The sequence below is a fragment of the Vineibacter terrae genome (assembly GCF_008039615.1).
Taxonomy (GTDB): domain Bacteria; phylum Pseudomonadota; class Alphaproteobacteria; order Reyranellales; family Reyranellaceae; genus Vineibacter; species Vineibacter terrae.
The window spans coordinates 14,444-35,821 of sequence record NZ_VDUZ01000054.1 but is presented as its reverse complement, the minus strand read 5'-3'; the positions used below and the strand labels follow the sequence as shown (position 1 = coordinate 35,821).

20 protein-coding genes are annotated in these 21,378 nt (G+C 67.4%); 15 read left to right on the top strand and 5 right to left on the bottom strand.

Annotation, left to right across the window (positions count from 1 at the left end; translation table 11 throughout):
- Positions 1-134: 134 nt before the first annotated feature.
- Positions 135-608, bottom strand: a complete 474-nt coding sequence (locus FHP25_RS33285; RefSeq protein WP_147851306.1) for a 2,4'-dihydroxyacetophenone dioxygenase family protein — start codon at positions 606-608, stop codon at positions 135-137.
- A 313-nt stretch (positions 609-921) separates the two neighbouring features.
- On the bottom strand, positions 922-1,263 hold the full coding sequence (locus FHP25_RS33280) for a hypothetical protein (RefSeq protein ID WP_147851305.1): 342 nt from the start codon (positions 1,261-1,263) through the stop codon (positions 922-924).
- Between the two features lie 203 nt (positions 1,264-1,466).
- Here FHP25_RS33280 and FHP25_RS33275 point away from each other — a divergent pair, with 203 nt between their 5' ends.
- From FHP25_RS33275 to FHP25_RS33245, 7 genes are all read left to right on the top strand, one after another.
- Positions 1,467-2,018 (top strand): LemA family protein, encoded by a 552-nt coding sequence (locus FHP25_RS33275; RefSeq protein WP_147851304.1) that lies wholly within the window; start codon positions 1,467-1,469, stop codon positions 2,016-2,018.
- A gap of 7 nt (positions 2,019-2,025) precedes the next feature.
- Entirely contained in the window at positions 2,026-3,078 is a 1,053-nt protein-coding gene (locus tag FHP25_RS33270) for a M48 family metallopeptidase (protein WP_147851303.1), read from the top strand.
- A 77-nt stretch (positions 3,079-3,155) separates the two neighbouring features.
- Positions 3,156-3,839: a GntR family transcriptional regulator gene (locus FHP25_RS33265; protein ID WP_147851302.1), complete on the top strand. Its 684-nt coding sequence runs from the start codon at positions 3,156-3,158 to the stop codon at positions 3,837-3,839.
- Positions 3,840-3,860: 21 nt separating this feature from the next.
- Positions 3,861-4,664 (top strand): phytanoyl-CoA dioxygenase family protein, encoded by an 804-nt coding sequence (locus tag FHP25_RS33260; protein ID WP_147851301.1) that lies wholly within the window; start codon positions 3,861-3,863, stop codon positions 4,662-4,664.
- A 36-nt stretch (positions 4,665-4,700) separates the two neighbouring features.
- Entirely contained in the window at positions 4,701-4,955 is a 255-nt protein-coding gene (locus tag FHP25_RS33255; protein WP_147851300.1) for a BrnT family toxin, read from the top strand.
- Positions 4,956-4,959: 4 nt separating this feature from the next.
- The gene (locus tag FHP25_RS33250) at positions 4,960-5,247 is read left to right on the top strand and encodes a hypothetical protein (protein ID WP_147851299.1); all 288 of its coding nucleotides are present in this window, start codon (positions 4,960-4,962) and stop codon (positions 5,245-5,247) included.
- Entirely contained in the window at positions 5,244-6,605 is a 1,362-nt protein-coding gene (locus FHP25_RS33245; RefSeq protein WP_147851298.1) for an NAD(P)H-dependent oxidoreductase, read from the top strand. The genes FHP25_RS33250 and FHP25_RS33245 overlap by 4 nt, the downstream gene beginning before the upstream one ends.
- 72 nt (positions 6,606-6,677) lie before the next feature.
- Here FHP25_RS33245 and sodC read toward each other — a convergent pair whose 3' ends face one another.
- Positions 6,678-7,223: a superoxide dismutase family protein gene (gene sodC, locus FHP25_RS33240; RefSeq protein ID WP_147851297.1), complete on the bottom strand. Its 546-nt coding sequence runs from the start codon at positions 7,221-7,223 to the stop codon at positions 6,678-6,680.
- 157 nt (positions 7,224-7,380) lie between these two features.
- Between sodC and zapE the strand changes: the two genes are divergently transcribed.
- Both zapE and FHP25_RS33230 read left to right on the top strand, forming a co-directional pair.
- Complete coding sequence (gene zapE, locus FHP25_RS33235; protein ID WP_231712570.1) at positions 7,381-8,568, top strand: cell division protein ZapE; 1,188 nt, start codon at positions 7,381-7,383, stop codon at positions 8,566-8,568.
- A gap of 142 nt (positions 8,569-8,710) precedes the next feature.
- Positions 8,711-9,844, top strand: coding sequence for a nitronate monooxygenase (locus FHP25_RS33230; RefSeq protein WP_147851296.1), 1,134 nt, complete (start codon positions 8,711-8,713; stop codon positions 9,842-9,844).
- A gap of 144 nt (positions 9,845-9,988) precedes the next feature.
- On the opposite strand, the gene FHP25_RS33225 is transcribed toward FHP25_RS33230, so the two are convergent.
- Entirely contained in the window at positions 9,989-10,783 is a 795-nt protein-coding gene (locus FHP25_RS33225; protein WP_147851295.1) for a class II aldolase/adducin family protein, read from the bottom strand.
- A 237-nt stretch (positions 10,784-11,020) separates the two neighbouring features.
- Between FHP25_RS33225 and FHP25_RS33220 the strand changes: the two genes are divergently transcribed.
- A complete protein-coding gene (locus FHP25_RS33220) occupies positions 11,021-11,932 on the top strand; it encodes a dienelactone hydrolase family protein (RefSeq protein WP_218578790.1) in 912 nt (303 codons plus the stop codon).
- A gap of 280 nt (positions 11,933-12,212) precedes the next feature.
- On the opposite strand, the gene FHP25_RS33215 is transcribed toward FHP25_RS33220, so the two are convergent.
- Positions 12,213-13,616 carry a carbohydrate porin gene (locus FHP25_RS33215; protein ID WP_218578789.1) on the bottom strand — a complete coding sequence of 468 codons (1,404 nt, stop codon included), beginning with the start codon at positions 13,614-13,616 and terminating at the stop codon, positions 12,213-12,215.
- Between the two features lie 176 nt (positions 13,617-13,792).
- Between FHP25_RS33215 and FHP25_RS33210 the strand changes: the two genes are divergently transcribed.
- From FHP25_RS33210 to FHP25_RS33190, 5 genes are all read left to right on the top strand, one after another.
- Positions 13,793-14,656, top strand: a complete 864-nt coding sequence (locus FHP25_RS33210) for an alpha/beta fold hydrolase (RefSeq protein ID WP_147851294.1) — start codon at positions 13,793-13,795, stop codon at positions 14,654-14,656.
- 301 nt (positions 14,657-14,957) lie between these two features.
- On the top strand, positions 14,958-15,923 hold the full coding sequence (mdh, locus tag FHP25_RS33205; RefSeq protein WP_147851293.1) for a malate dehydrogenase: 966 nt from the start codon (positions 14,958-14,960) through the stop codon (positions 15,921-15,923).
- A gap of 245 nt (positions 15,924-16,168) precedes the next feature.
- Entirely contained in the window at positions 16,169-17,365 is a 1,197-nt protein-coding gene (gene sucC, locus FHP25_RS33200) for an ADP-forming succinate--CoA ligase subunit beta (protein WP_147851292.1), read from the top strand.
- The gene (gene sucD, locus FHP25_RS33195) at positions 17,365-18,243 is read left to right on the top strand and encodes a succinate--CoA ligase subunit alpha (protein ID WP_147851291.1); all 879 of its coding nucleotides are present in this window, start codon (positions 17,365-17,367) and stop codon (positions 18,241-18,243) included. Before sucC ends, sucD begins: the two co-directional genes overlap by 1 nt.
- Before the next feature lie 136 nt (positions 18,244-18,379).
- The gene (locus FHP25_RS33190; protein ID WP_147851290.1) at positions 18,380-21,280 is read left to right on the top strand and encodes a 2-oxoglutarate dehydrogenase E1 component; all 2,901 of its coding nucleotides are present in this window, start codon (positions 18,380-18,382) and stop codon (positions 21,278-21,280) included.
- Positions 21,281-21,378 lie beyond the last annotated feature (98 nt).

Sequence of the window (21,378 nt, the reverse complement as noted above, 5' to 3'; positions counted from 1 at the left end):
CCTCCGGACAGGATCTTCTCGCGCAGTGAGACGAGACCATATCGCGGGCGACGGCCGAAGGATAGCAGTGGCGCCGGCCTGCTGCCGCCCTCGTCGTCCAGGACGACGGCAGGCCGGCGAGCCTGTCCGGCGCGTCAGCGCTCGCCCAGCGCGCTGCGTGCCTGCGCCTCCATCTTCAGGACGCCCTGCCAGTCCAGGACCATCAGGGTGTTGTCGTTGTCGTCGATGAAGCGGATCGGCCCATGGTTGGTGAAGTAGAGGACGCTCTCCTCGGGGAACTCGGTCTGGTCGTGGATGATGCTGTTCGGCTCGTAGCCGTAGTCGCCCGGGAAGGCGGTGATGCCGCCTTTCTCGACTCCGCCGCGGATCTCCAGCTTGCCCGAGATCAGGTAGTATTCGCCGGCGCCGAGATGCTCGTGGCGAGCGAAGCTCGAGCCCTTGGCGCATTTGAACATGACGGTCCAATGGCCCGTCTCCTGGGTCGCGCGCAGCACCTTGAACTCGATGCCCGGCGAGAACTGCAGCCAGGGCTGTTGCGAGGTGTGGATGTAGATGTCCTGCAGTTGCGCGTTGCGCTGGCGGTCACGGTCGGCGGTATTCCCCGACATTTGGCTTCCTCCCGAGTGTTGTTGCCGCAAGGCCGATGGGGCCGGTTGACGTATAGTCAAAACCCGGCTCGCCCTCTTGCCCGGGACTGCAGTCTCGCTTGTTCAAGACTGCAAAGCGGCGGCGCGCGAGGCGCCGCTGCGACCGCCTCCAGGCCGGCTGCCGCGGCCGCTTCAACGACACACCTTCACGCCCGGTCGCCCATTGGCTGCGGTCGGTCACGAAGGGCCGGCTACGACAATCGGCTGCGCGCTTTCCCCGCGATCATGCGCAGCCGCAGATCCGTCGCCCCGGCTGCTGCTCGGAAGGCCGCCGTCAGTTGCTCGCCGTGGTGCACCGGGCGCGGCACTGCGCCACCAGCGCATCGATGCGGTCGCGGTGCGACTCGGGCAGATAGTCGTACTCGTCCTTGGCGCAGTTCTTCACCCGGAAGGTCACGTCGCCCGAAGCCGCCACGAAACGCTGCGGCGCCGGGGCGCAGGCGTTGTTGGTGTCGGGAAAGACGTAGGTGTACTGCTGCAGGGGGGCGGCGGGTGCCGTCGAGGCCGGAGCGGTGTAGGGAATGCCCGGCAGTATTCCGCTCTGCGGGTTGACGTCGGACAGTGTCGCGGTGCCCTGCGGGTTGGCGCATGCTGACAGGACCAGTGTCGAAAGCATTGCGCAAATTGTCTTTTTCATCGGTTTACCCTGGATCATGACAGTCTAAAACTTTGGAAATAAACGCTTTTCTCTTTGCATGAATGGATACTCTTTTTTCGCTTTGCGGCCAAGCGCTTTCACGTTCCGTTGCCGATCGCGGTGGCATAGAATTGGGTGTTGGCTCACTTGCTGGTGTTGGGAAGTCGAGGTGCGCTATGGGCATGGGTGGTTGGATCGTCCTGGGAGTCGTCGTTCTGGTCATCCTGTGGGCGATCGCCGCCTACAACGGGATGGTGTCGCGCCGGAACCAGATGCAGAACGCCTGGAGCCAGATCGACGTCCAGCTCAAGCGCCGCCATGACCTCATCCCCAACCTGGTGCAGGTGGTGAAGGATGCGATGGCCTACGAGCAGGAGACGCTGAAAGCCGTCATCGAGGCGCGCAACCGGGCCGTTGCCGCCAACGGTCCGGCCGAGGCCAGCGCCGCCGAGGGGGCGTTGAGCGAGGCCACGGGCAGGCTGTTCATGCTGATGGAGAACTATCCGACGCTGAAGGCCAACGACAACGTCATGCAGCTCCAGGAAGAGCTGACCGCGACCGAGAACAAGATCTCCTTCGCCCGCCAGTTCTACAACGACAGCGTCATGGCGCTGAACAACGCCATCCAGTCGTTCCCCGGCAACCTGATCGCCGGCAGCTTCGGCTTCACCATCGGACAGTTCTTCAATGTGCCCGAGACCGAGAAGGCGGTCCCGCAAGTGAAGCTGCGCTGAGGCCGGCATGGCCGATCCGCGGCCTGCCGCGCCCCGGCCCCGATGGCTCGGTCCGTCCGCCGGCGTCAGGGTTGGCGCGACCGACTTCTTCGCCGCCCAGCGCGCCAACCGCCGGCGCACGCTGGTGCTGTTGGTGGTGCTGACCCTGATCGCCGCCGGGCTGGGCTACCTGCTGGGGTGGTTCATGGAAGCGGACGGCAGGTTGCCGTCCCGCCCGGGCAACGGCGCCTTCAGCATCGGCGGCGTGCTGACGGCGCTGGCGATCGGCGCCGTCTCGATCGGCTGGAGCGCCATTTCCCTGGCCTGGGGCGGGCGCATGGTGCTGGCCATGACCGGCGGCCACGAGGTGGCCAAGGCCGACGAGCCGCAGCTCGTGAACGTCGTCGAGGAGATGGCGATCGCGGCCGGGCAGAAGATGCCGCGCGTGTTCGTGATCGAGGACGCGGCGATGAATGCCTTCGCCACCGGGACCACGTCCGGCAATGCCGCCATCGGGGTCACGCGCGGCCTGCTGAACGGGCTCAACCGCGAGGAATTGCAGGGCGTGATCGGCCATGAGATGGGCCACATCGCCAACCTCGACACCCGCTACATGACCGTGGTCGGGGTCACGGTCGGGCTGGTGGCGCTGGTCAGCGACATGATCCTGCGGGTCATGAAATGGGGCCCGGGCCGGTCGAGCAGCCGTGACCGCGGTGGCAGTGGCAGTGGCGGCGCTGGTGGTGGTGGCTTGGCGCTGATCCTGATGGTGGTGCTGGTGGTGGCCGCGGTGGTGGCGCCGCTGGCGGCCAAGCTGGTGCAGTTCGCGGTGTCGCGGCAGCGCGAGTACCTCGCCGACGCCACGGCCGTGCAGTTCACGCGCAATGCCGCCGGGCTGATCTCGGCGCTGCAGAAGCTCACCGCGGCAGCGCAGCCCTTTGCCGGCGCCAGCCGCGCGACCCAGCACCTGTTCATCGTCAATCCGCTGCGCCAGTTCGGCAGCAAGGCGTCGGCCCTGATGGCGACCCATCCCGCCACCGAGGACCGCATCGCGCGGCTGCAGGCGCTGGGACGGCTGTGACCGCCGCAGCAAGCCATTGACAATTCGCCGTCTTTGAAGTTCTGTATACGGAATACGGAACACAGGAGCGGCCTGGGATGCAACTGGTGCTGCAGCCCGACCTCGCCGAGCGCGTGCATGACGCGCTGCTCGAGTCGATCTGCGCCGGCCGGCTGGCGCCGGGCGAGCGGGTCACCCAGGAGGGCCTGGCGGCGATGTTCGGCGTCTCGCGCCAGCCGGTGCTGCAGGCCCTGATGCTGCTGAAGCGGCAGGGCTTCATCGTCGATGCCGGCCGCAAGGGTGTGATGGTGGCACCGCTCGACCCCGACCATGTGCGCCATCTCTACGAGATCCGTGCCGCCCTGGACGGCGCCGCCGCCCGGGCTGCGGCGGTGCGCATGGAGGGCACCCTGGCGGCGCGCGGGCAGGCGCTGCTGGAGGCTGGGCGGGCGGCCGTGGCGTCGGGCGATACCGCGCGCCTGATCGCGGCCGATGTCGATTTCCACCTCTTCATCTACGAGGCGTCGGGCAATCCGCTGTTCGCTCAGACGGCGGCATCCCACTGGCGGCACCTGCGGCGCATCATGGGCGCGGTGCTGCGCGATCGCGGCTCCTACGAGACCGTCTGGCGCGAGCACGAGGCGATCCTGCAGGCGCTGGTGGCGCGCGACGGCGCGCGCGCCGAGGCGCTGGTGCGGGCCCATGCCGAAGACGCCGCGGCGCGGCTCGCCGCCTCGCTGGAGCGCGACGGCGGATCCGATTCCCGGCTGGCAGCCGGGTGACGACTGACAGGAGGAAACCCCATGAAGCTCACCGAGCAGCAGCTGCGGCAGTTCGACGAGGAAGGCTACCTCTTCTTCCCGAACTACTTTTCGGCCAACGAGATCGCGATCATGAAGGGCGAGGTGCCGGGCATCTTCGCCCAGCACCGGCCGGAGAACGTGCGCGAGAAGACCGGCGACGTGGTGCGCACGGCCTTCGCCGTGCACACCTACAACCCCGTGTTCGAGGCGCTGGTGCATCACCCGCGCTTCATCGAGCCGGCCGAGCAGCTGCTGGGCGACCGCACCTACATCCACCAGTTCAAGATCAACGGCAAGGCGGCGTTCGACGGCGACGTCTGGCAGTGGCACCAGGACTACGGCACCTGGAAGGCCGATGACGACATGCCGCAGGCGCGCGCCATGAACCTGGCGGTGTTTATCGACGAGGTGAACGAGTTCAACGGTCCGCTGTGGTTCATCCCGCGCTCGCACAAGAAGGGCGCCATCGACGCCAGCCACGACCTCACCACGACGTCCTACCCGCTCTGGGTGATCGACAACGACACCATCGCCAAGCTGGTGGCGCAGGGCGGCATCGTGGCGCCCAAGGGCGGCCCGGGCTCGGCGATCTTCTTCCACGGTACGCTGGTGCATGGCAGCCCGCCCAACATGTCGCCGTGGGACCGCCAGATCATCTATGTGACCTACAACGCCGTCAGCAACGCGATCCGCCGCTTCAAGCGTCCGGCCCATATCGCGCACCGCGATTTCAAGCCGCTCGACGCCTGGAGCGACGATTGCCTGCTCAAGGCCGCTGCCGCGCCGCGCCAGGCGGCCGAGTGAGGTGGACGGCACAAGGCGGTTGGGTATAGTGGCGCGGTGCGAAGTCCGCGCTTCACTTGGGATCCAGCTAAGAACCGCCTGAACTTGGCGAAACACGGAATCGCTTTCGAGGACGTCGTCAGCATGTTCGACGGACCTCGTGCCGAACGGCAAGACGACCGATTCGATTATGGTGAGATCCGTAATGTCGCTATCGGACTTGCCAATGGACACGAAACCACCGTCATCTACACGGTCAACGACGATGGCCAAATCCGCATCATCTCAGCCTGGCGCTCGATCGAGGGCTAGGGGAATGTCGCCGCATGGCACTGACTGGGACGCCTACGGTAACCGGACGGAGGATCAGATCCTGGCAGGGATCGCAGCCGACCCGGACGCGTTTGTCACTGACGATACATTCTGGTCCACAGCACGTGTCGTGCAAGGTCCACAGGAACACGCCGTTACTATGAAGCTCGACACTGACGTCGTGCAATGGCTGCGCCGACAGAAGGACAGCGATGCGCGGGTGAACGACATCCTGCGCGACCGGATGAAGGCCGGAGCGCGATCAGCAACCAAGCGAAAGGCGAGCAGATGAACCTCCACCGCATGCTGTTGAAGCGCGAGGCCGAGGACAAGCCGGTCCGCGTCGGGCTGATCGGCGCCGGCAAGTTCGGCGCCATGTATCTGGCGCAGATCCCCAACACGCCGGGCGTGCATCTGGCCGGCATCGCCGACCTCTCGCCGCAGGGCGCGCGCGCCAACCTCGATCGCGTCGGCTGGGCCAAGGACCGCACCGCCGCCGCCTCGCTCGACGCGGCGCTGAAGGCCGGCAACACGCATCTTTCCGACGACTGGCGGACGCTGGTGTCGCATCCGGCGATCGACGTGATCGTCGAGGCGACCGGCAACCCCGTGGCCGCGGTCGACCACGCGCTCGAGGCCTTCCGTCACGGCAAGCACGTGGTGATGGTCACGGTCGAGGCCGACGCCTTCTGTGGGCCGCTGCTGGCGCGCCGCGCCGAGGAAGCCGGCGTCGTCTACAGCCTGGCCTTCGGCGATCAGCCGGCCCTGATCTGCGACCTCGTCGACTGGGCCCGCACCTGCGGCTTCCCGGTGGTGGCCGCCGGCCGCGGCCACAAATGGCGGCCGTTCTTCGCGCAGTCGACGCCCGACACGGTGTGGCAGCACTGGGGCCTGAGCGAGGAGAAGGCGCAGCGCGGCGGCCTCAACCCGAAGATGTTCAACTCGTTCCTCGACGGCACCAAGCCTGCGATCGAGAGCGCCGCCGTCGCCAACGCCACCGGCCTCGCCGTGCCGTCGGCGGGATTGTCGTATCCGTCGGCCAGCGTCGATGACATCCCCTACGTGATGCGGCCGCGCGGCGAAGGCGGCCAGCTCGAGGCCAAGGGCATGGTCGAGGTGATCAATGCCCTGGAAGCCGATGGCCGCGCCATCCCCTACGAGATTCGCAAGGGCGTCTGGGTCTGCTTCGAGGCCGAGACCGACTACATCCGCAACTGCCTCGAGGAGTACATGGTGCAGACCGACCCCTCGGGCCGCTATGCCTGCCTCTACAAGCGCTGGCATTTGATCGGGCTGGAGGTCGGGGTGTCGGTGGCGGCCGTGGCGCTGCGGCGCGAGCCTACCGGGACGGCGATCTGCTTCAATGCCGACGTCATCGCCACCGCCAAGCGCGACCTTGCCGCCGGCGAGATGCTCGACGGCGAGGGCGGCTACACCGTCTACGGCCACTTGTTCCCGGCCGAGAGGTCGCTGCGCACCGGCGGCCTGCCGCTGGGGCTGGCGCACAACGTCAAGCTGCTGCGGCCGATCAAGGCCGGCCAGCCGGTCGGCTATGCTGATGTCGCGCTCGATGATTCGCTGGCCGCGGTGAAGATCCGGCGCGAGATGGAGGCGATGTTCGCCCCCGCCGCCCGCATCGCGGCGCAGTAGCTTTTCGGACCGCGCGCGTCCACGCGCGCACCGGCGCGCAAGCGCCGGATAATGACGCGCGCGGTCCGAAACCTAGTTCGCCATCTTGATGTCGAACACGCCGCAGGCGATGCGGCCGCCGCCGCCGCCCAGGGGCTGTGGCTGGTCGGCGTAGTTGTCGCCGCCGGCATGAACCATCAGCGACCGGCCGCGCAGGTCGGCGACCTTCAGCCGCGGGGCGAGCATCTTGGCGGTGCTGACGCCGTCCTTCTCAACCACCAGCAGCGGCAGGTCGCCGAGATGCCCCTCATGCTCGGGGCCGCGATGCGCCTTGCTGTCCTTGGGATCGTAATGGCCGCCGGCGGCGAGGCCGGGCACCATCTTGCCGTCCTGCTCCGCCGGGCCGCAATTGGGCTTCTCGTGCACGTGGAAGCCGTGCGATCCCGGCGGCAGCCCGGTGAGGTTGGGCTCGATCGCCAGTCCCTTGGGCGTATCGATGAACACCACCGAGCCGATAGCGGCGCCGGGCCCCTTGTCGTTGATCAGGTTGAGCGTGACCGTCGTGCGCGTCTGCGCCACCGCCGTCGCGGCGGCAACGCAGAGGGCCATTGCCGTCATGCACATCAAGGTCTTGCGCATCAGGGTCTCCGTGATCTTTCTCGTCGAGGGGCGGAAATGGGCCACGGCGGATCCCGGGCGGGCCCATTCAAAGTCCAACGATAACAGATAAGGCCGGTTCCGGCGACGAGTTGCCGGTTGCGTTGTCGGCACGAATCGCTAGGTATGCCGCCGGACCATGAACGTCGCCTTGCCCCCTGACGACGCGGCGCCGGCCGCCACCGCCATGCCTGCGCCCACGGGCAAGGGGCCGCTGGCCAATCTCGAGGCGCGGCTGGCCGCCGGCCTGGTGCGCGCCGATGCCGAGCAGCGGCGGGTGGCCGAACGCCTGCAGGCATTGCATGCGGCGCTGCGCAGGGCCCAGGCCGCGCCGCGACCGGGCGGCCTGCTGCGCCTTCTGGGCCTGGGCCGCAAGCCGGTCGCGGCGCCGGCCGGCATCTATATCTGGGGCCCTGTCGGCACTGGCAAATCGATGCTGATGGATCTGTTCTTCGCCGATGCGCCCGTGGCGAAGAAGCGGCGTGTGCATTTCCATGAGTTCATGCTGGAGGTCCACCAGCGCCTGTTCGACCGTCGGCAGGTCACGGCAGCCGATGGCGGTGAGTCCGACACCATTCCGCCGATTGCACGCGCCATCGCCAGCGAAACACGGCTTCTGTGCTTCGATGAGATGCAGGTGACCAACATCGCCGACGCCATGATCCTGTGGCGTCTTTTCGACACCTTGCTTGCCGAAGGTGTCACGGTGGTGGCGACGTCCAACCGCGTGCCGGACGATCTCTACAAGGGTGGCTTGCAGCGCGACCGTTTCCAGCCCTTCATCGACCTGCTCAAGGCGCGGCTGGAGGTGCTGGCGCTCGACGGCGGCCGCGACTATCGCCTGCGGCGGCTGCGTCAGCTCGACATGTATCTCACGCCGGCGGGCGCCTGGGCCGACCGCAAGCTGGAGGAGGCGTTCGCCAGCCTCACCGACGGCGCCAAGGGCAGCCGCCGCGTGCTGCGCACCCAGGGCCGCGACGTGGTCGTGCCGCGCGCCGCGCCGGGCGTCGCCTGGGCCGATTTCGAGGAATGGTGCGGCAAGCCGCTGGGCGCCGCCGACTTCCTGTGCATCGCCGAGCATTTCCACACGGTGATCCTGCGCAACGTGCCGCGCCTGTCGCCGCGCAACCGCGACCGCGCCTGGCGGTTCACGACCCTGGTCGACGCGCTCTACGAGAAGAAGGTCAAGCTGATCTGCTCGGCCGAGGCGTCGCCGGATCGGCTCTATGTCGAGGGCGACGGCGCCTTCGAGTTCGAGCGCGTCGTCTCGCGCCTGATGGAAATGCAGAGCCCCGAGTATCTGGGGCTGGAGCACATCGAGGATTGAAGGCTGTCCGCAGGCCTGCGCACGGCGACCTATAGCGATCTCGAATAGATCGATCCATTTTTCGTCTTGGACAGGGAAAGAGCCGTGTCGGACGATGCTCGATCAAAAGCAAGATTATCCTGGCGAGGAAGCGAGCTTAGCCATGAAGTCACCGATCTGCGACATGCTGGGAATCGAGTTCCCGTTGGTGGCGTTCAGCCATTGCCGTGACGTCGTCGTCGCGGTCAGCCGGGCCGGCGGTTTTGGCGTGCTGGGCGCTTCCAGCCATTCGCCCCAGTCGATCGAGCAGGAGCTGAAATGGATCGACGACCACATCGACGGCAAGCCCTACGGCCTTGATGTCCTGATCCCCGAGAACATCGCGACCGCCGGCGAGAAGAACGTCACCTGGAAGAGCCTGGAAAGCCGCGTGTCGCAGCGCCACCGCGACTTCACGCGTGAGCTGCTCGAGAAGCACGGCGTCAAGCTGACCACGGCCGAGGTCGCTCAGGACCAGCCGCAGCCGTTCGACACCGAGCGGACGATGGCTGTGCTCGAGGCATCGTTTCGTCACCCGATCCGGCTGATCGCCAACGCCCTTGGCGTGCCGCCGAAGGAAATGGTCGATATGGGCAAGGCGCACGGCGTTCCTGTCGCGGCGCTTGTCGGTGCCAGGGAGCACGCCGTGCGCCAGGTTGCGGCCGGCGCCGATATCCTCGTCGTGCAGGGCACTGAAGCCGGCGGCCATTGCGGCGAGGTCTCGACCATGGTGGTGGTGCCTGAAGTGATCAAGGCGGTCAAGGCGATCCGCGACGTGCCGGTGCTGGCCGCCGGCGGCATCATGACCGGCCGCCAGATGGCGGCGTGCATGGCGATGGGCGCCGCCGGCGTATGGACCGGCTCGGTTTGGCTGGCGACGGCCGAGGCCGAGACCACCGAGATCTTCCGGGACAAGATGGTCGCGGCCACGTCGCGCGACACCGTGCGATCGCGAGGGCGCACGGGCAAGCCGGCGCGGCAGCTCCGCTCGGCGTGGACCGAAGCCTGGGACCGGTCGCCGGACAGTCCCGGCGCCCTGCCGATGCCGCTGCAGACCCTCATCAGCCGCGATGCCTTCCACTCGATCGACCGGTCGGCCGCCGCCGGCAACGCGCGGGCGCGCGAGCTCGTCAGCTACTTTGTCGGCCAGGGCGTCGGCCTGGTCGACAGCGTCAAGTCGGCGGGCGCGGTGGTCCAGGAGTTCAAGGAGGATTTCGCCGAAGCGGTCGAGCACATGAATGCGCTGTTGGCCGATTGAGGTGCCCGGTCTGGGAGCTGGTGTTCCGTCCGTTCCTGCCGTCATCCCGAGCGCAGCGAGGGATCTCCTGCGGCAAGACGCACTGTGCGCCATTCGCGGGAGATCCCTCGCTGCGCTCGGGATGACGGTCGGGTCGGGCCCGCCTCAGTTCCGATAGCTCGGATCCTTGGCGTCCATCATGCGCAGCATGGCGTTCCAGGCCAGCGTGTTCATCTCGAAGCCGCTCTGCACGCCCTCGCGCCGCGTCACCTGGCGGCGCACCGTATCGATCGCCGCCTGGCTCGGCATGTTCAGCCGCGCCGCGCCGCCGGCCATGGCCGCGATCTGGATCGAGCAGGCGCGCTCCAGGTTGTGGATGTGCAGCCAGGCGTCGGCGATGGTGTCGCCGGCCGCCAAGGTGCCGTGGTTGCGCAGCAGCATCAGCTTCTTGTCGCCGAGATCGGCGATCAGGCGCGTGCGCTCGTCATAGTCGAGCGCCACGCCCTCGTAGTCGTGGTAGCTGAGATAGGGCAGGCAGAACATCGCATGCTGCGACAGCGGCAGCAGCCCGTCCTTCTGCGCCGCCACCGCGACGCCGTCCTTCGTGTGCAGGTGGATCACGCACTGCACGTCGGGCCGGCCCATGTGCACCGCGCCGTGGATCACGAAGCCCGCCTTGTTGAAGGGATAGGGCGAGGGCTGCAGGATGTTGCCTTCGTGATCGACCTTCAGCAGCGACGAGGCCGTGATCTCCTGGAACATCATGCCGTAGGGATTGATCAGGAAGTGATCCTCCGATCCCGGCACGCGGGCCGAGATGTGCGTGAAGATCAGGTCCGTCCAGTTGTAGTGCGCCACCAGCCGGTACAGCGCGGCGAGATCGACGCGCGTGTCCCATTCCTCGCGGCTGACCTGCTCACGGACGGACGGCGACGGCTTGACGGCGGCGACCGGGCTCATGGCGGACTCCTGATTGCGGAGATGGAGGTCGACCACCGATCCTGGGCGCCGGCTGCCGCGGCCGTCAAGTGCAGGTGCTGCGGGACAACCCTGCCGTGCGTGCTGCAAGCCGTCACTGGCCGGAAACCGCCAGTGTCGGAATCTCGCCGGATTGTGATCGACTTGCCGGCGCTGCGCGCCATACCGTCTGCCCCGGAAGCCCCGGACTGTCCGGGGTGCGTAGAAGGGGGCGGGTCAATGGATGGAGATCGTTTGACGACGGTTGCGGACACGGGCGTCTCGCGGCGCGAGCTGTTCGCCGGCGCGCCGGTGGCCATGGGCCTGGGCGTTGGCTTCTCCCTGGCGGTGCAGCCGGTGCAGGCGCAGACCATGATCACCACGCCCACCGACGGGCTGACGGCTGGTGTGGTCAAGGTCAAGACCTCCGACGGCAAGGAGATGAGCGCCTATCGCGCCTATCCGGCGACGGGTCAGGGCTTCGGCACCGTCCTGGTGGTGCAGGAGATCTTCGGCGTGCATCAGCACATCGCCGACATGTGCCGCCGCTTCGCCAAGGCCGGCTGGTACGCGATCGCGCCCGATCTCTATTTCCGGCAGGGCGATGCCACCAAGGTCAGCGACATCCAGGCCCTGATGAAGGATATCGTCAGCAAGGTGCCCGACGCGCAGGTGATGGGCGACCTCGATTCGACGGTCGCGTTCGCAAAGGGCGAGGGCAAGGCCGATACCACCAAGCTCGGCATCACGGGCTTCTGCTGGGGCGGCCGCATCGTGTGGCTCTATGCGGCGCACAATCCCGGCCTCAAGGCCGGCGTTGCCTGGTATGGCCGCGTTGTCGGGCAGGCCAGCGAGCTGCTGCCCAAGCATCCCATCGATGTCGTGAAGGATCTCAAGGCGCCGGTGCTCGGCCTCTACGGCGGCGTTGACAGCGGCATTCCCAATGATACCGTCGACCAGATGCGCGCCGCGCTGAAGGCGGCCGGCACGCCGGCGGCGACGAAGTCGACGATCCACACCTATCCCGACACGCCGCACGGCTTCAATGCCGACTACCGTCCCTCCTATCGCAAGGAGCAGGCCGAGGACGGTTGGAAGCGCGCCACCGCCTGGTTCAACGAGAACGGCGTGCCGGCGACCGGCAAGTCCTGAGGGACTTCCTCCCACCGTGCAGTCGGGGAGAAGGTGCCGGTACGCATTTCGAGCCACCTTCTCCGCGCTGACACCAGGATGGACACATCTCGTGATGACAGCCTCGCTGTCATCCTGAGCGCAGCGAAGGATTTTTTGGGCCCATCGAAGCGCACGAGCCCGGCACGCTCAGGCATGGTGCGCCCTTGATCGTTCCGTGCGGCAGGACGGTTCAAAAGATCCTTCGCTTCGCTCAGGATGACACCGAGCACGCCGCCACCGCATCCACCGCCAGCAGCCCTCAGTACTGGATCGTGGTGCGAAGGCCTACCAGCGCGGCATTCTTGATGCGCCGGCCGCCAGGGTCGGCTGGGTTGGCGATGCCGCCGCTTGGCCGCCGGATGTATTGGAAATCGGGTTGCAGGGTCCAGCCCGGCACGAGCTGCGCCAGGTAGGTGAGCTCGATCACGGTCTCGCTTGAGATGATCGGCGTGTTGGCGCCGAAGGCACGTGCATCGCGCTGCTGGGCGCGCAGACGGTTCGAGGCCTTGGCATAGCCGAAGGCGATGCCGGCGATGTCGTCGGGACGGTGGGACAGCACGCCCTTGAACGTGATGCCGCCATCGGCATAGAAGACGGCAGGGTTGCGATCGCCCGGTGCCGTCGAGACGCGCGCGAACGCGGCCAGCCCCTGGTCGGATGTCCCAGGCCTGAGCCACAGCATCTGCTCGGCCATGGTGTAGAAGCCATAGTTGCCGCGCACACGGCGGGCGATGCCCGTGCTGGCGGGATCGCCCAGCGAGACGCCGTTGGAGTCGTAGCGCTGATCGTTGAATCGGCCAGCGTGATACCAGCCGCCGAGCTTGATCGTTCCCGGCAATCCCGTCGCACCATCCTCCTGGTTGTAGGCATAGGCGGCCTCGCCGATGAAGAACGGCGCATTGTGGAGCGGGAACTGCGTGCCGTGCTGGTTGTGGCGCAGCGGCTCGCCGGCGCCACCACCCGAAGGATCGCCGTTGAAGACCGCGCCCAGCAGCGTGACGCCAGGCGCCGGCAACACCTTCACCCGCACCCCTGGCGTCGCCCAGGGATAGGCGTCGCCGCCGGCCGGCAGGTTCTCGTTGGTGATGTCGGGCCAGCCGAAGGTGCCGTTGATGAACACCGATGCGGTCTGGCTGGACAGGAATTCCATGTCGGCCGAAAGCTGGCCCACCCGCACCGACAGCTTGCCGTCGAGCAGCGTCTGCTCCAGCCACAGCTCGTCCAGGCGGATCGACGGCAGCGCCTCGATATTGCTGACGGTCATGAGGTTGCCGACCTTGCGCCGGCTGGGACCGCGGCCGTGGATCTGAAGGAGCTGCGCGTGGAACGCCAGCCCGGTCAGGCCGGCCAGCTTCTCGAGGTCGACGTCGAAATGCAGGTCGAAGCGGCCCTCATAGACGGCGCCGCGTTCGATGCCGCCGCGCAGATTGTCGAACACCTCGCCGATATATGAGAAGCTGTAGGTGACGCCCTTTACCGCGAGCGCCGCACGAACGCCGCCGGGGTCGCCCAGGGCACCCAGGGAGGACTGGATCGAGGATGTCGTCGGCGTGGCTGGATCGCTGTCGTGCGGTGCCGGCACCGGCGCCTGTGCCGCGGCCGGCTGTGCGAGCACGACGCAGGTCAGCCCGGCAGCAAGGCGCCGCATCGCAGTGAGGACCATTCGATGAAATCTCCCCCGTGCGACCCTATAGGAGCACTCGCTGCAGGGGTATGTCATCCCTCGCCCCGCGGGACCGGGATATCGGACGGCCGCGCCTCGAAATCGCCAGCAGGCAGGGCCTTGTTTGCCGGTCGGTGGCATGCTGGTTAATGCCTGTCGTTAGCCAGGAGGAGGCCATGACGGAATTGCAGCCTATCGCTACGGCCTCGGGTCTTGTGTTCGACGCCTGGGTCGACGGCCCGCCGGACGGGCCGCTGGTCCTGCTGCTGCATGGCTTTCCGCAGTCGCGACACACCTGGCGGCATCAGCTGCCGGCGCTGGCGGCCGCTGGCTATCGCGCCGTCGCGCCCGACCAGCGCGGCTACTCGCCGGGGGCGCGGCCTGATCCGGCCGACCTTGCGCACTACCACTACGACCACCTGATCGGCGACGTGATCGACCTGGCGGCGGCCTGCGGTCATGGCAGCGGCCGTTTCCATCTCGTTGGCCACGACTGGGGCGGGCAGGTGGCCTGGGGCGTCGCCGACCGCCATCCCGACCGGCTGGCCTCGCTCACCATCCTGTCGCGGCCGCATCCGTCGTCGTTCGTGCGCGCGCTGCAGGCGCCTGACGGCGACCAGAAGCATCGTTCAAGGCACCACAGGGCGTTCCTCAGCGCCGACACCGCGCGCCTGCTGCTGGAGGACGACGGCCGCCGGCTGCGCCAGGGCCTGGTCGATGGCGGCGTGCCGCCGGAGGCCGTCGCCGACTACCTTTCGGTTCTGGGCACACCGGCGGCATTGGAGGCGGCGCTGGGCTGGTATCGTGCCCAGGCGGAGCTGCGCGCCTCTCTGGGCAAGATCACCGTCCCCACGCTCTATCTCTGGGGCGATGCCGACTCGAGCGTGAGCCGCATGGCCGCCGAAGGCACGGCCGAGTTCGTGACCGGCCCCTTCCGCTTCGAGGTGCTGTCCGGACTCGGCCACTTCATCACCGACCAGCTCGTCGAGCCGGTGAACGCCCTGCTGCTGCAGCATCTGCGCTCATTTCCGGCCCGCTGATCGGACCGGGCGCCCCCCATGACGGGTTCTGTCATCCCGAGCGCAGCGAGGGATCTCCCGCGAATGGCGCACCGTGCGCCTTGCCGCAGGAGATCCCTCGCTGCGCTCGGGATGACAGAAAGGTCGGCAGCGGTGTTGCACCGTATCCGATCGTCCTACCCAGCCGCGGCCTCGGGTCTGGCCGTTTTTCAGCACTGGCGCCAAGCTTGCCGCACTGTGGGAATCGCGCTACCTAGCGCCGCCCTTAGCGCCGGTCGCCTCAGGATGGTGGCCTGGCCCCACCAGACCGAAGGAGATGGACATGGCCCGCAAGAAGATCGCTCTGGTTGGCGCCGGCCAGATTGGCGGCACGCTGGCGCTGCTCGCCGGCCAGAAGGAGCTCGGCGACGTCATCCTGCTCGACATCCCGGATTTCGAAGGTGTCGCCAAGGGCAAGGCGCTGGACATCGCCCAGCTGTCGCCGGTGGCCAAGTTCGACGCCGCCTATAGCGGCACCTCCAACTATGCCGACATCAAGGGCGCCGACGTGGTGATCGTCACCGCCGGCGTGCCGCGCAAGCCCGGCATGAGCCGCGACGACCTGATCGGCATCAACGCCAAGGTGATCGGCGCCGTCGGCAAGGGCATCAAGGAGAACGCCCCCAACGCCCTTGTGATCGTCATCACCAACCCGCTCGACGCCATGGTCGGCCTGATGCAGGAGGTCACCGGCTTCCCGGCGTCCCGCGTCGTGGGCATGGCCGGGGTGCTCGATTCGGCCCGCTTCCGCTACTTCCTGGCCGAGGAGTTCAAGGTCTCCGTCGAGGACGTCACCGCCTTCGTGCTGGGCGGCCATGGCGACACCATGGTGCCGCTGGTGCGCTACTCGACCGTGGCCGGCATCCCGCTGCCCGACCTGGTGAAGATGGGCTGGACCACCCAGGAGCGGCTCGACAAGATCGTGCAGCGCACCCGCGACGGCGGCGGCGAGATCGTGGCCCTGCTCAAGACCGGTTCTGCCTTCTACGCCCCGGCGGCTTCGGCCATCGCCATGGCCGAGAGCTTCCTGAAGGACAAGAAGCGGCTGCTGCCCTGCGCCGCCATGCTCGACGGCCAGTATGGCATCAACGGCCTCTATATCGGCGTGCCGGTGATCATCGGGGCCGGCGGCGTCGAGAAGATCGTCGAAGTGGCCATGAATGCTGAGGAAAAGGCCATGTTCGACAAGTCGGTGGCTGCCGTCCGCGGCCTGGTCGAGGCCACCAAGAAGATCGTCGCGGCTGCCTGATGACCGCCCGCGACGCTGCGTCGCGTGCCCAGGAAACCCCTGCCTGTCCGCGGACGGCAGGGGTTTTGCGTTCGTTCGCCCGGCGGGCGGGGGCCCCGAATTGACATTGCGCCGCAAGGGCAAAGTGATAAATTACCCCGGCGTCCGGGGTGAGTTGTTGAAAAAGACTTAGGCTTGTCCGATATGCCGGGCAGCAGCTCGATCGATCCGCGACGTTTCCTTTCAAAACCGCCGACCAGGTTTCCATGAACATCCACGAATACCAGGGCAAGGCATTGCTCGCGAAGTTCGGTGTGGCGGTGCCCAAGGGTTTCGTCGCCTACACGGCAGCCGAGGCCGTGGAGGTGGCGCGCAAGCTGCCGGGTCCGGTCTATGTCGTGAAGTCGCAGATCCACGCCGGTGGCCGCGGCGCCGGCCGCTTCAAGAACGACCCTGACGGCAAGGGCGGCGTGCGGGTCGTGAAGTCGATCGACGACGTCGGCGCGCAGGCCGGCGCGATGCTGGGCAAGGTCCTGGTCACCAAGCAGACAGGGCCGGCAGGCAAGGAGGTCAAGCGCGTCTTCATCGAGGAAGGCTGCGACATCAAGCGCGAGCTGTACCTGTCGCTGCTGATGGACCGCGCCTCGAGCCGCGTCACCATCGTCGCCTCGACCGAGGGCGGCATGGACATCGAGAAGGTGGCGCACGAGCACCCGGAGAAGATCATCAAGGTCGCCATCGACCCGGTGGCCGGCTACCAGCAGTTCCACGGCCGGCAGGTGGCCTTCGCGCTGGGCCTGGAAGGCAAGCAGATCAGCACGGCGGTGAAGCTGATCGGCGCCCTCTACAAGGCGTTCATCGAGCTCGACTGCTCGCTGGTCGAGGTCAACCCGCTGATCGTCACCGGCGCCGGCGACGTGATGGCGCTCGACGCCAAGGTCAACCTCGACGACAACGCGCTGTACCGCCACAAGGACTTCGCCGAGCTGCGCGACGAGAGCGAGGAGGATCCGGCCGAGCTCGAGGCCACCAAGCACGATCTCAACTACGTCAAGCTCGACGGCAATATCGGCTGCATGGTGAACGGCGCCGGCCTGGCGATGGCCACGATGGACATCATCAAGCTCTACGGCGGCGAGCCGGCCAACTTCCTCGATGTCGGCGGCGGCGCCACGCGCGAGCGGGTCACCACGGCGTTCAAGATCATCCTGTCGGATGCCAACGTCGAAGGCATCCTGGTCAACATCTTCGGCGGCATCATGCGTTGCGACGTGATCGCCGAGGGCGTCGTGGCCGCGGCGCGCGAGGTCAGCCTGCACGTGCCCCTGGTGGTGCGGCTCGAAGGCACCAATGTCGACCTGGGGAAGAAGATCATGCGCGAATCGGGCCTGCCGATCCTGTCGGCGGACAATCTCGGCGAGGCTGCCGAGAAGGTCGTCACGGCCGTGCGGGAGGCGAAGTAATGGCCGTCCTGGTCGACAAGAACACCAAGGTCATCTGCCAGGGCTTCACCGGCTCGCAGGGCACGTTCCACTCCGAGCAGGCCATCGCCTACGGCACCCGCATGGTGGGCGGCGTGACGCCCGGCAAGGGCGGCACCAGGCACCTCGACCTGCCGGTGTTCGACACCGTGAAGGAGGCCGTCGCGAAGACGGGCGCCGATGCCTCGGTGATCTACGTGCCGCCCGCGTTCGCGGCGGACGCCATCCTGGAGGCGATCGATGCCGGCGTGGCGCTGGTGGTCACCATCACCGAGGGCATCCCGATCCTCGACATGGTGGCGGTGAAGCGCGCGCTGGTGGGTTCCGGAACGCGCCTGATCGGTCCCAACTGCCCCGGCGTGATCACGCCCGGCGAGTGCAAGATCGGCATCATGCCGGGCCACATCCACAAGCGCGGCAAGATCGGCATCGTCTCGCGCTCGGGCACGCTGACCTACGAAGCAGTGTCGCAGACCACGGCCGCCGGCCTGGGCCAGACGACCTGCATCGGCATCGGCGGCGATCCGGTCAATGGCACCAGCTTCGTCGACTGCCTCGACATGTTCGTGCGCGATCCCGAGACCGAGGGCATCGTGATGATCGGCGAGATCGGCGGTGACGCCGAGGTCAAGGGCGCCGAGTTCCTGGAGGCCAGCGGCACGAAGAAGCCAGTGGTCGGCTTCATCGCCGGCCGCACCGCGCCGCCGGGCCGCCGCATGGGGCACGCCGGCGCCGTCATTTCCGGCGGCAACGACACGGCCGCCTTCAAGGTCGATGCCATGCGCGCGGCCGGCATCCATGTGGTCGATTCGCCCGCCGCCCTCGGCACGGGCATGGTCGAGGCAATGCGCAAGGGCTGATGGTTCACTGTCATTGCGAGCGCAGCGCGGCATCTGCCGCCAAGGAGCCAACCTTTTGACGAGATCTCTCGCTACGCTCGCCCTGACAGATTGATTTTGCAGCGGAGGCGGCGCCAGCGGCGCCGGCGATGTCGTCATGCAACAGGCCGAACGGACCTCATTTCTCTACGGCGCCAACGCCGCTTTCATCGAAGAGCTCTTCGCGCGCTATGCCGCCGACCCCGCCTCGGTCGACGAGAGCTGGCGCACCTTGTTCGACGAGCTGGCGGCCGAGCAGCCGGCGCTGCTGCGCGAGGCTGCCGGCGCGAGCTGGGCGCCCAAGGAGACCAAGGTCATCGGCGTCGTGGACGCCGACATGCGCCCGCTGGCTGCCAATGTGAACCAGACGGCCAACGGCCAGGCGGCTGCGGCCGAGCCTGCCATCTCGCAGGACCAGGTGCGGGCGGCGGCGCTCGATTCGGTGCGGGCCCTGATGCTGATCCGCGCCTTCCGCATCCGCGGCCACCTGCAGGCCAACCTCGATCCGCTGGGCCTGGCGCCCAAGCCCTATCATCCCGAGCTCGACCCCAAGACCTACGGCTTCGGCGAGGGCGACTGGGACCGTCCGATCTACATCAACGGCGTGCTGGGCCTGGGCGATTCGGCGACCCTGCGCCAGGTCATGTCGCGGCTGGAGAAGACCTACTGCGGGCCGATCGGCGTCGAGTTCATGCATATCGGCGATCCTGACCAGAAGGCCTGGATCCAGGAGCGCATCGAGAACATCGAGAACCAGACCGAGTTCACCGAGCTTGGCCGCCGCACCATCCTGCAGCGCATCATCGAGGCCGAGCACCTCGAGAAGTACCTGCACGTGAAGTTCGTCGGCACCAAGCGCTTCGGCCTGGATGGCGGCGAATCGCTGATCCCGGCGCTGGAACAGATCGTCAAACGCGGCAGCACGCTGGGTGTGAAGGAGCTCGTGGTCGGCATGCCCCATCGCGGCCGGCTCAACACGCTCGTGAACTTCATGGGCAAGAGCTACACGGCGCTGTTCTCGGAGTTCCAGGGCAAGGCCTCCTATCCGGAGGAGCTGCGCGGCTCGGGCGACGTGAAGTACCATCTCGGCGCCTCGTCGGACCGCGAGTTCGACGGCAACGTCGTGCACCTGTCGCTGACCGCCAATCCTTCGCACCTGGAGGCCGTCAATCCGGTGGTGCTGGGCAAGGTGCGCGCCAAGCAGGACCAGCGCCATGACAAGGAACGCGCCTCGGTGATGGGCCTGCTGATGCATGGCGACGCCGCCTTCGCCGGCCAGGGCCTGGTGGCAGAGGGGCTCGATCTCAGCGACCTGAAGGGCTACCGCACCGGCGGCACCGTGCATTTCGTGGTCAACAACCAGATCGGCTTCACGACGTCGCCGACCTACGCGCGTTCGGGTCCGTACTGCACCGAGGTGGCCAAGATCGTGCAGGCGCCGATCCTGCACGTGAACGGCGATGACCCTGAATCGGTGGTGCATTGCGCCCGCATCGCGGTGGAGTTCCGCCATCGCTTCAAGCGCGACATCGTCATCGACATGTTCTGCTATCGCCGGCACGGCCACAACGAGTCCGACGAGCCGATGTTCACGCAGCCGTCGATGTACAAGCGGATCGGCCAGCATGCCTCGGTGCAGGAGGTCTACGCCAGGCGCCTGGTCGAGGAGGGCATCGTCACCCAGGCCGAGGTCGACCACATGGTCGCCGACTTCCGCAAGAAGCTGGATGACTCCTTCACCGCGGCCGCCTCGTTCAAGCCCAACAAGGCCGACTGGCTTGAAGGCAAGTGGTCGGGGATGACGATCGCGCCCGGCGAGGAAGACCGCAAGGGCGAGACCGCCGTCGACATGGGCTTGCTGCGCGAGGTCGGGCTGTCGATCTCGAAGCGTCCGGAGAACCACGACACCAACCGCAAGATCCTCCGCCAGCTCGAGGAGAAGCGGAAGATGATCGAGGGCGGCGAGGGCATCGACTGGGCCACCGCCGAGGCGCTGGCCTTCGGCACCCTGCTGGTCGAGGGCACGCCGGTGCGCCTGTCGGGCCAGGACTCCGGCCGCGGCACCTTCTCGCAGCGCCATTCGGTGCTGGTCGACCAGACCAACGACAACCGCTACGTGCCGCTCAACAATATCCGGCCCGACGATCAGGCGCACTACGAGGTCATCGACAGCCCGCTGAGCGAAGCCGGCGTGCTGGGCTTCGAGTACGGCTACACCCTGGCCGAGCCCAACGCGCTGGTGCTGTGGGAGGCGCAGTTCGGCGACTTCGCCAACGGCGCCCAGGTCATCATCGACCAGTTCATCAGCCCGGGCGAGAGCAAGTGGTTCCGCTTCTCGGGTCTGGTGATGCTGCTGCCGCACGGCTACGAAGGCCAGGGTCCGGAGCATTCGTCAGCCCGCCTGGAGCGCTATCTGCAGCTGTCGGGCGAGGATAACTGGCAGGTCTGCAACATCACCACGCCGGCCAACTACTTCCATGCCCTGCGCCGGCAGGTGCGGCGCAGCTTCCGCAAGCCGCTGGTGATCATGACGCCCAAGTCGCTGCTGCGGCACAAGGATGCCGTGTCGCGGCTGGAGGACATGGCGAGCGGCAGCAGCTTCCATCGCGTGCTGCCGGAGGCGGACAAGCTCGCCGCCGACGCCAAGATCCGCCGCGTGATCCTGTGCTCGGGCAAGGTCTACTACGACCTCGTGGCCGAGCGGCGGAACCGCAAGATCGACAACGTCGCGATCATCCGCGTCGAGCAGCTCTATCCGTTCCCGTTCACGGCGACCGCCAAGGAGCTGCGCCGCTACCGCGATGCCGAGGTCGTGTGGTGCCAGGAGGAGCCCGAGAACATGGGTGCATGGCACTTCGTCGACCGCCGCATCGAGCGGGCGCTGGCCGACCTCGACGCCAGGTCCAGGCGGCCGGTCTATATCGGCCGCAAGGAAGCTGCTTCGACGGCCACCGGCCTGCTGAAGAACCACACCAAGGAGCAGGCCGAGCTCGTCGAGCGCGCGCTGACGGTCGATTGAACAATGACCGCTGGGAGCGCGCCACTCCAGTGGCGCATCGGCCCGAAGGGCCGGCTCTGGTCATGAGCCGGCGCTGCGCGCCGGTGCGCCACTGGAAT

Coding starts and splice junctions, on each gene's coding strand:
- FHP25_RS33285 (WP_147851306.1), bottom strand. CDS start 608: ATGTCGGGGAATACCGCCGACCGTGACCGCCAGCGCAACGCGCAACTG.
- FHP25_RS33280 (WP_147851305.1), bottom strand. CDS start 1,263: ATGCTTTCGACACTGGTCCTGTCAGCATGCGCCAACCCGCAGGGCACC.
- FHP25_RS33275 (WP_147851304.1), top strand. CDS start 1,467: ATGGGTGGTTGGATCGTCCTGGGAGTCGTCGTTCTGGTCATCCTGTGG.
- FHP25_RS33270 (WP_147851303.1), top strand. CDS start 2,026: ATGGCCGATCCGCGGCCTGCCGCGCCCCGGCCCCGATGGCTCGGTCCG.
- FHP25_RS33265 (WP_147851302.1), top strand. CDS start 3,156: ATGCAACTGGTGCTGCAGCCCGACCTCGCCGAGCGCGTGCATGACGCG.
- FHP25_RS33260 (WP_147851301.1), top strand. CDS start 3,861: ATGAAGCTCACCGAGCAGCAGCTGCGGCAGTTCGACGAGGAAGGCTAC.
- FHP25_RS33250 (WP_147851299.1), top strand. CDS start 4,960: ATGTCGCCGCATGGCACTGACTGGGACGCCTACGGTAACCGGACGGAG.
- FHP25_RS33245 (WP_147851298.1), top strand. CDS start 5,244: ATGAACCTCCACCGCATGCTGTTGAAGCGCGAGGCCGAGGACAAGCCG.
- sodC (WP_147851297.1), bottom strand. CDS start 7,223: ATGCGCAAGACCTTGATGTGCATGACGGCAATGGCCCTCTGCGTTGCC.
- zapE (WP_231712570.1), top strand. CDS start 7,381: ATGAACGTCGCCTTGCCCCCTGACGACGCGGCGCCGGCCGCCACCGCC.
- FHP25_RS33230 (WP_147851296.1), top strand. CDS start 8,711: ATGAAGTCACCGATCTGCGACATGCTGGGAATCGAGTTCCCGTTGGTG.
- FHP25_RS33225 (WP_147851295.1), bottom strand. CDS start 10,783: ATGAGCCCGGTCGCCGCCGTCAAGCCGTCGCCGTCCGTCCGTGAGCAG.
- FHP25_RS33220 (WP_218578790.1), top strand. CDS start 11,021: ATGGATGGAGATCGTTTGACGACGGTTGCGGACACGGGCGTCTCGCGG.
- FHP25_RS33215 (WP_218578789.1), bottom strand. CDS start 13,616: ATGGTCCTCACTGCGATGCGGCGCCTTGCTGCCGGGCTGACCTGCGTC.
- FHP25_RS33210 (WP_147851294.1), top strand. CDS start 13,793: ATGACGGAATTGCAGCCTATCGCTACGGCCTCGGGTCTTGTGTTCGAC.
- mdh (WP_147851293.1), top strand. CDS start 14,958: ATGGCCCGCAAGAAGATCGCTCTGGTTGGCGCCGGCCAGATTGGCGGC.
- sucC (WP_147851292.1), top strand. CDS start 16,169: ATGAACATCCACGAATACCAGGGCAAGGCATTGCTCGCGAAGTTCGGT.
- sucD (WP_147851291.1), top strand. CDS start 17,365: ATGGCCGTCCTGGTCGACAAGAACACCAAGGTCATCTGCCAGGGCTTC.
- FHP25_RS33190 (WP_147851290.1), top strand. CDS start 18,380: ATGCAACAGGCCGAACGGACCTCATTTCTCTACGGCGCCAACGCCGCT.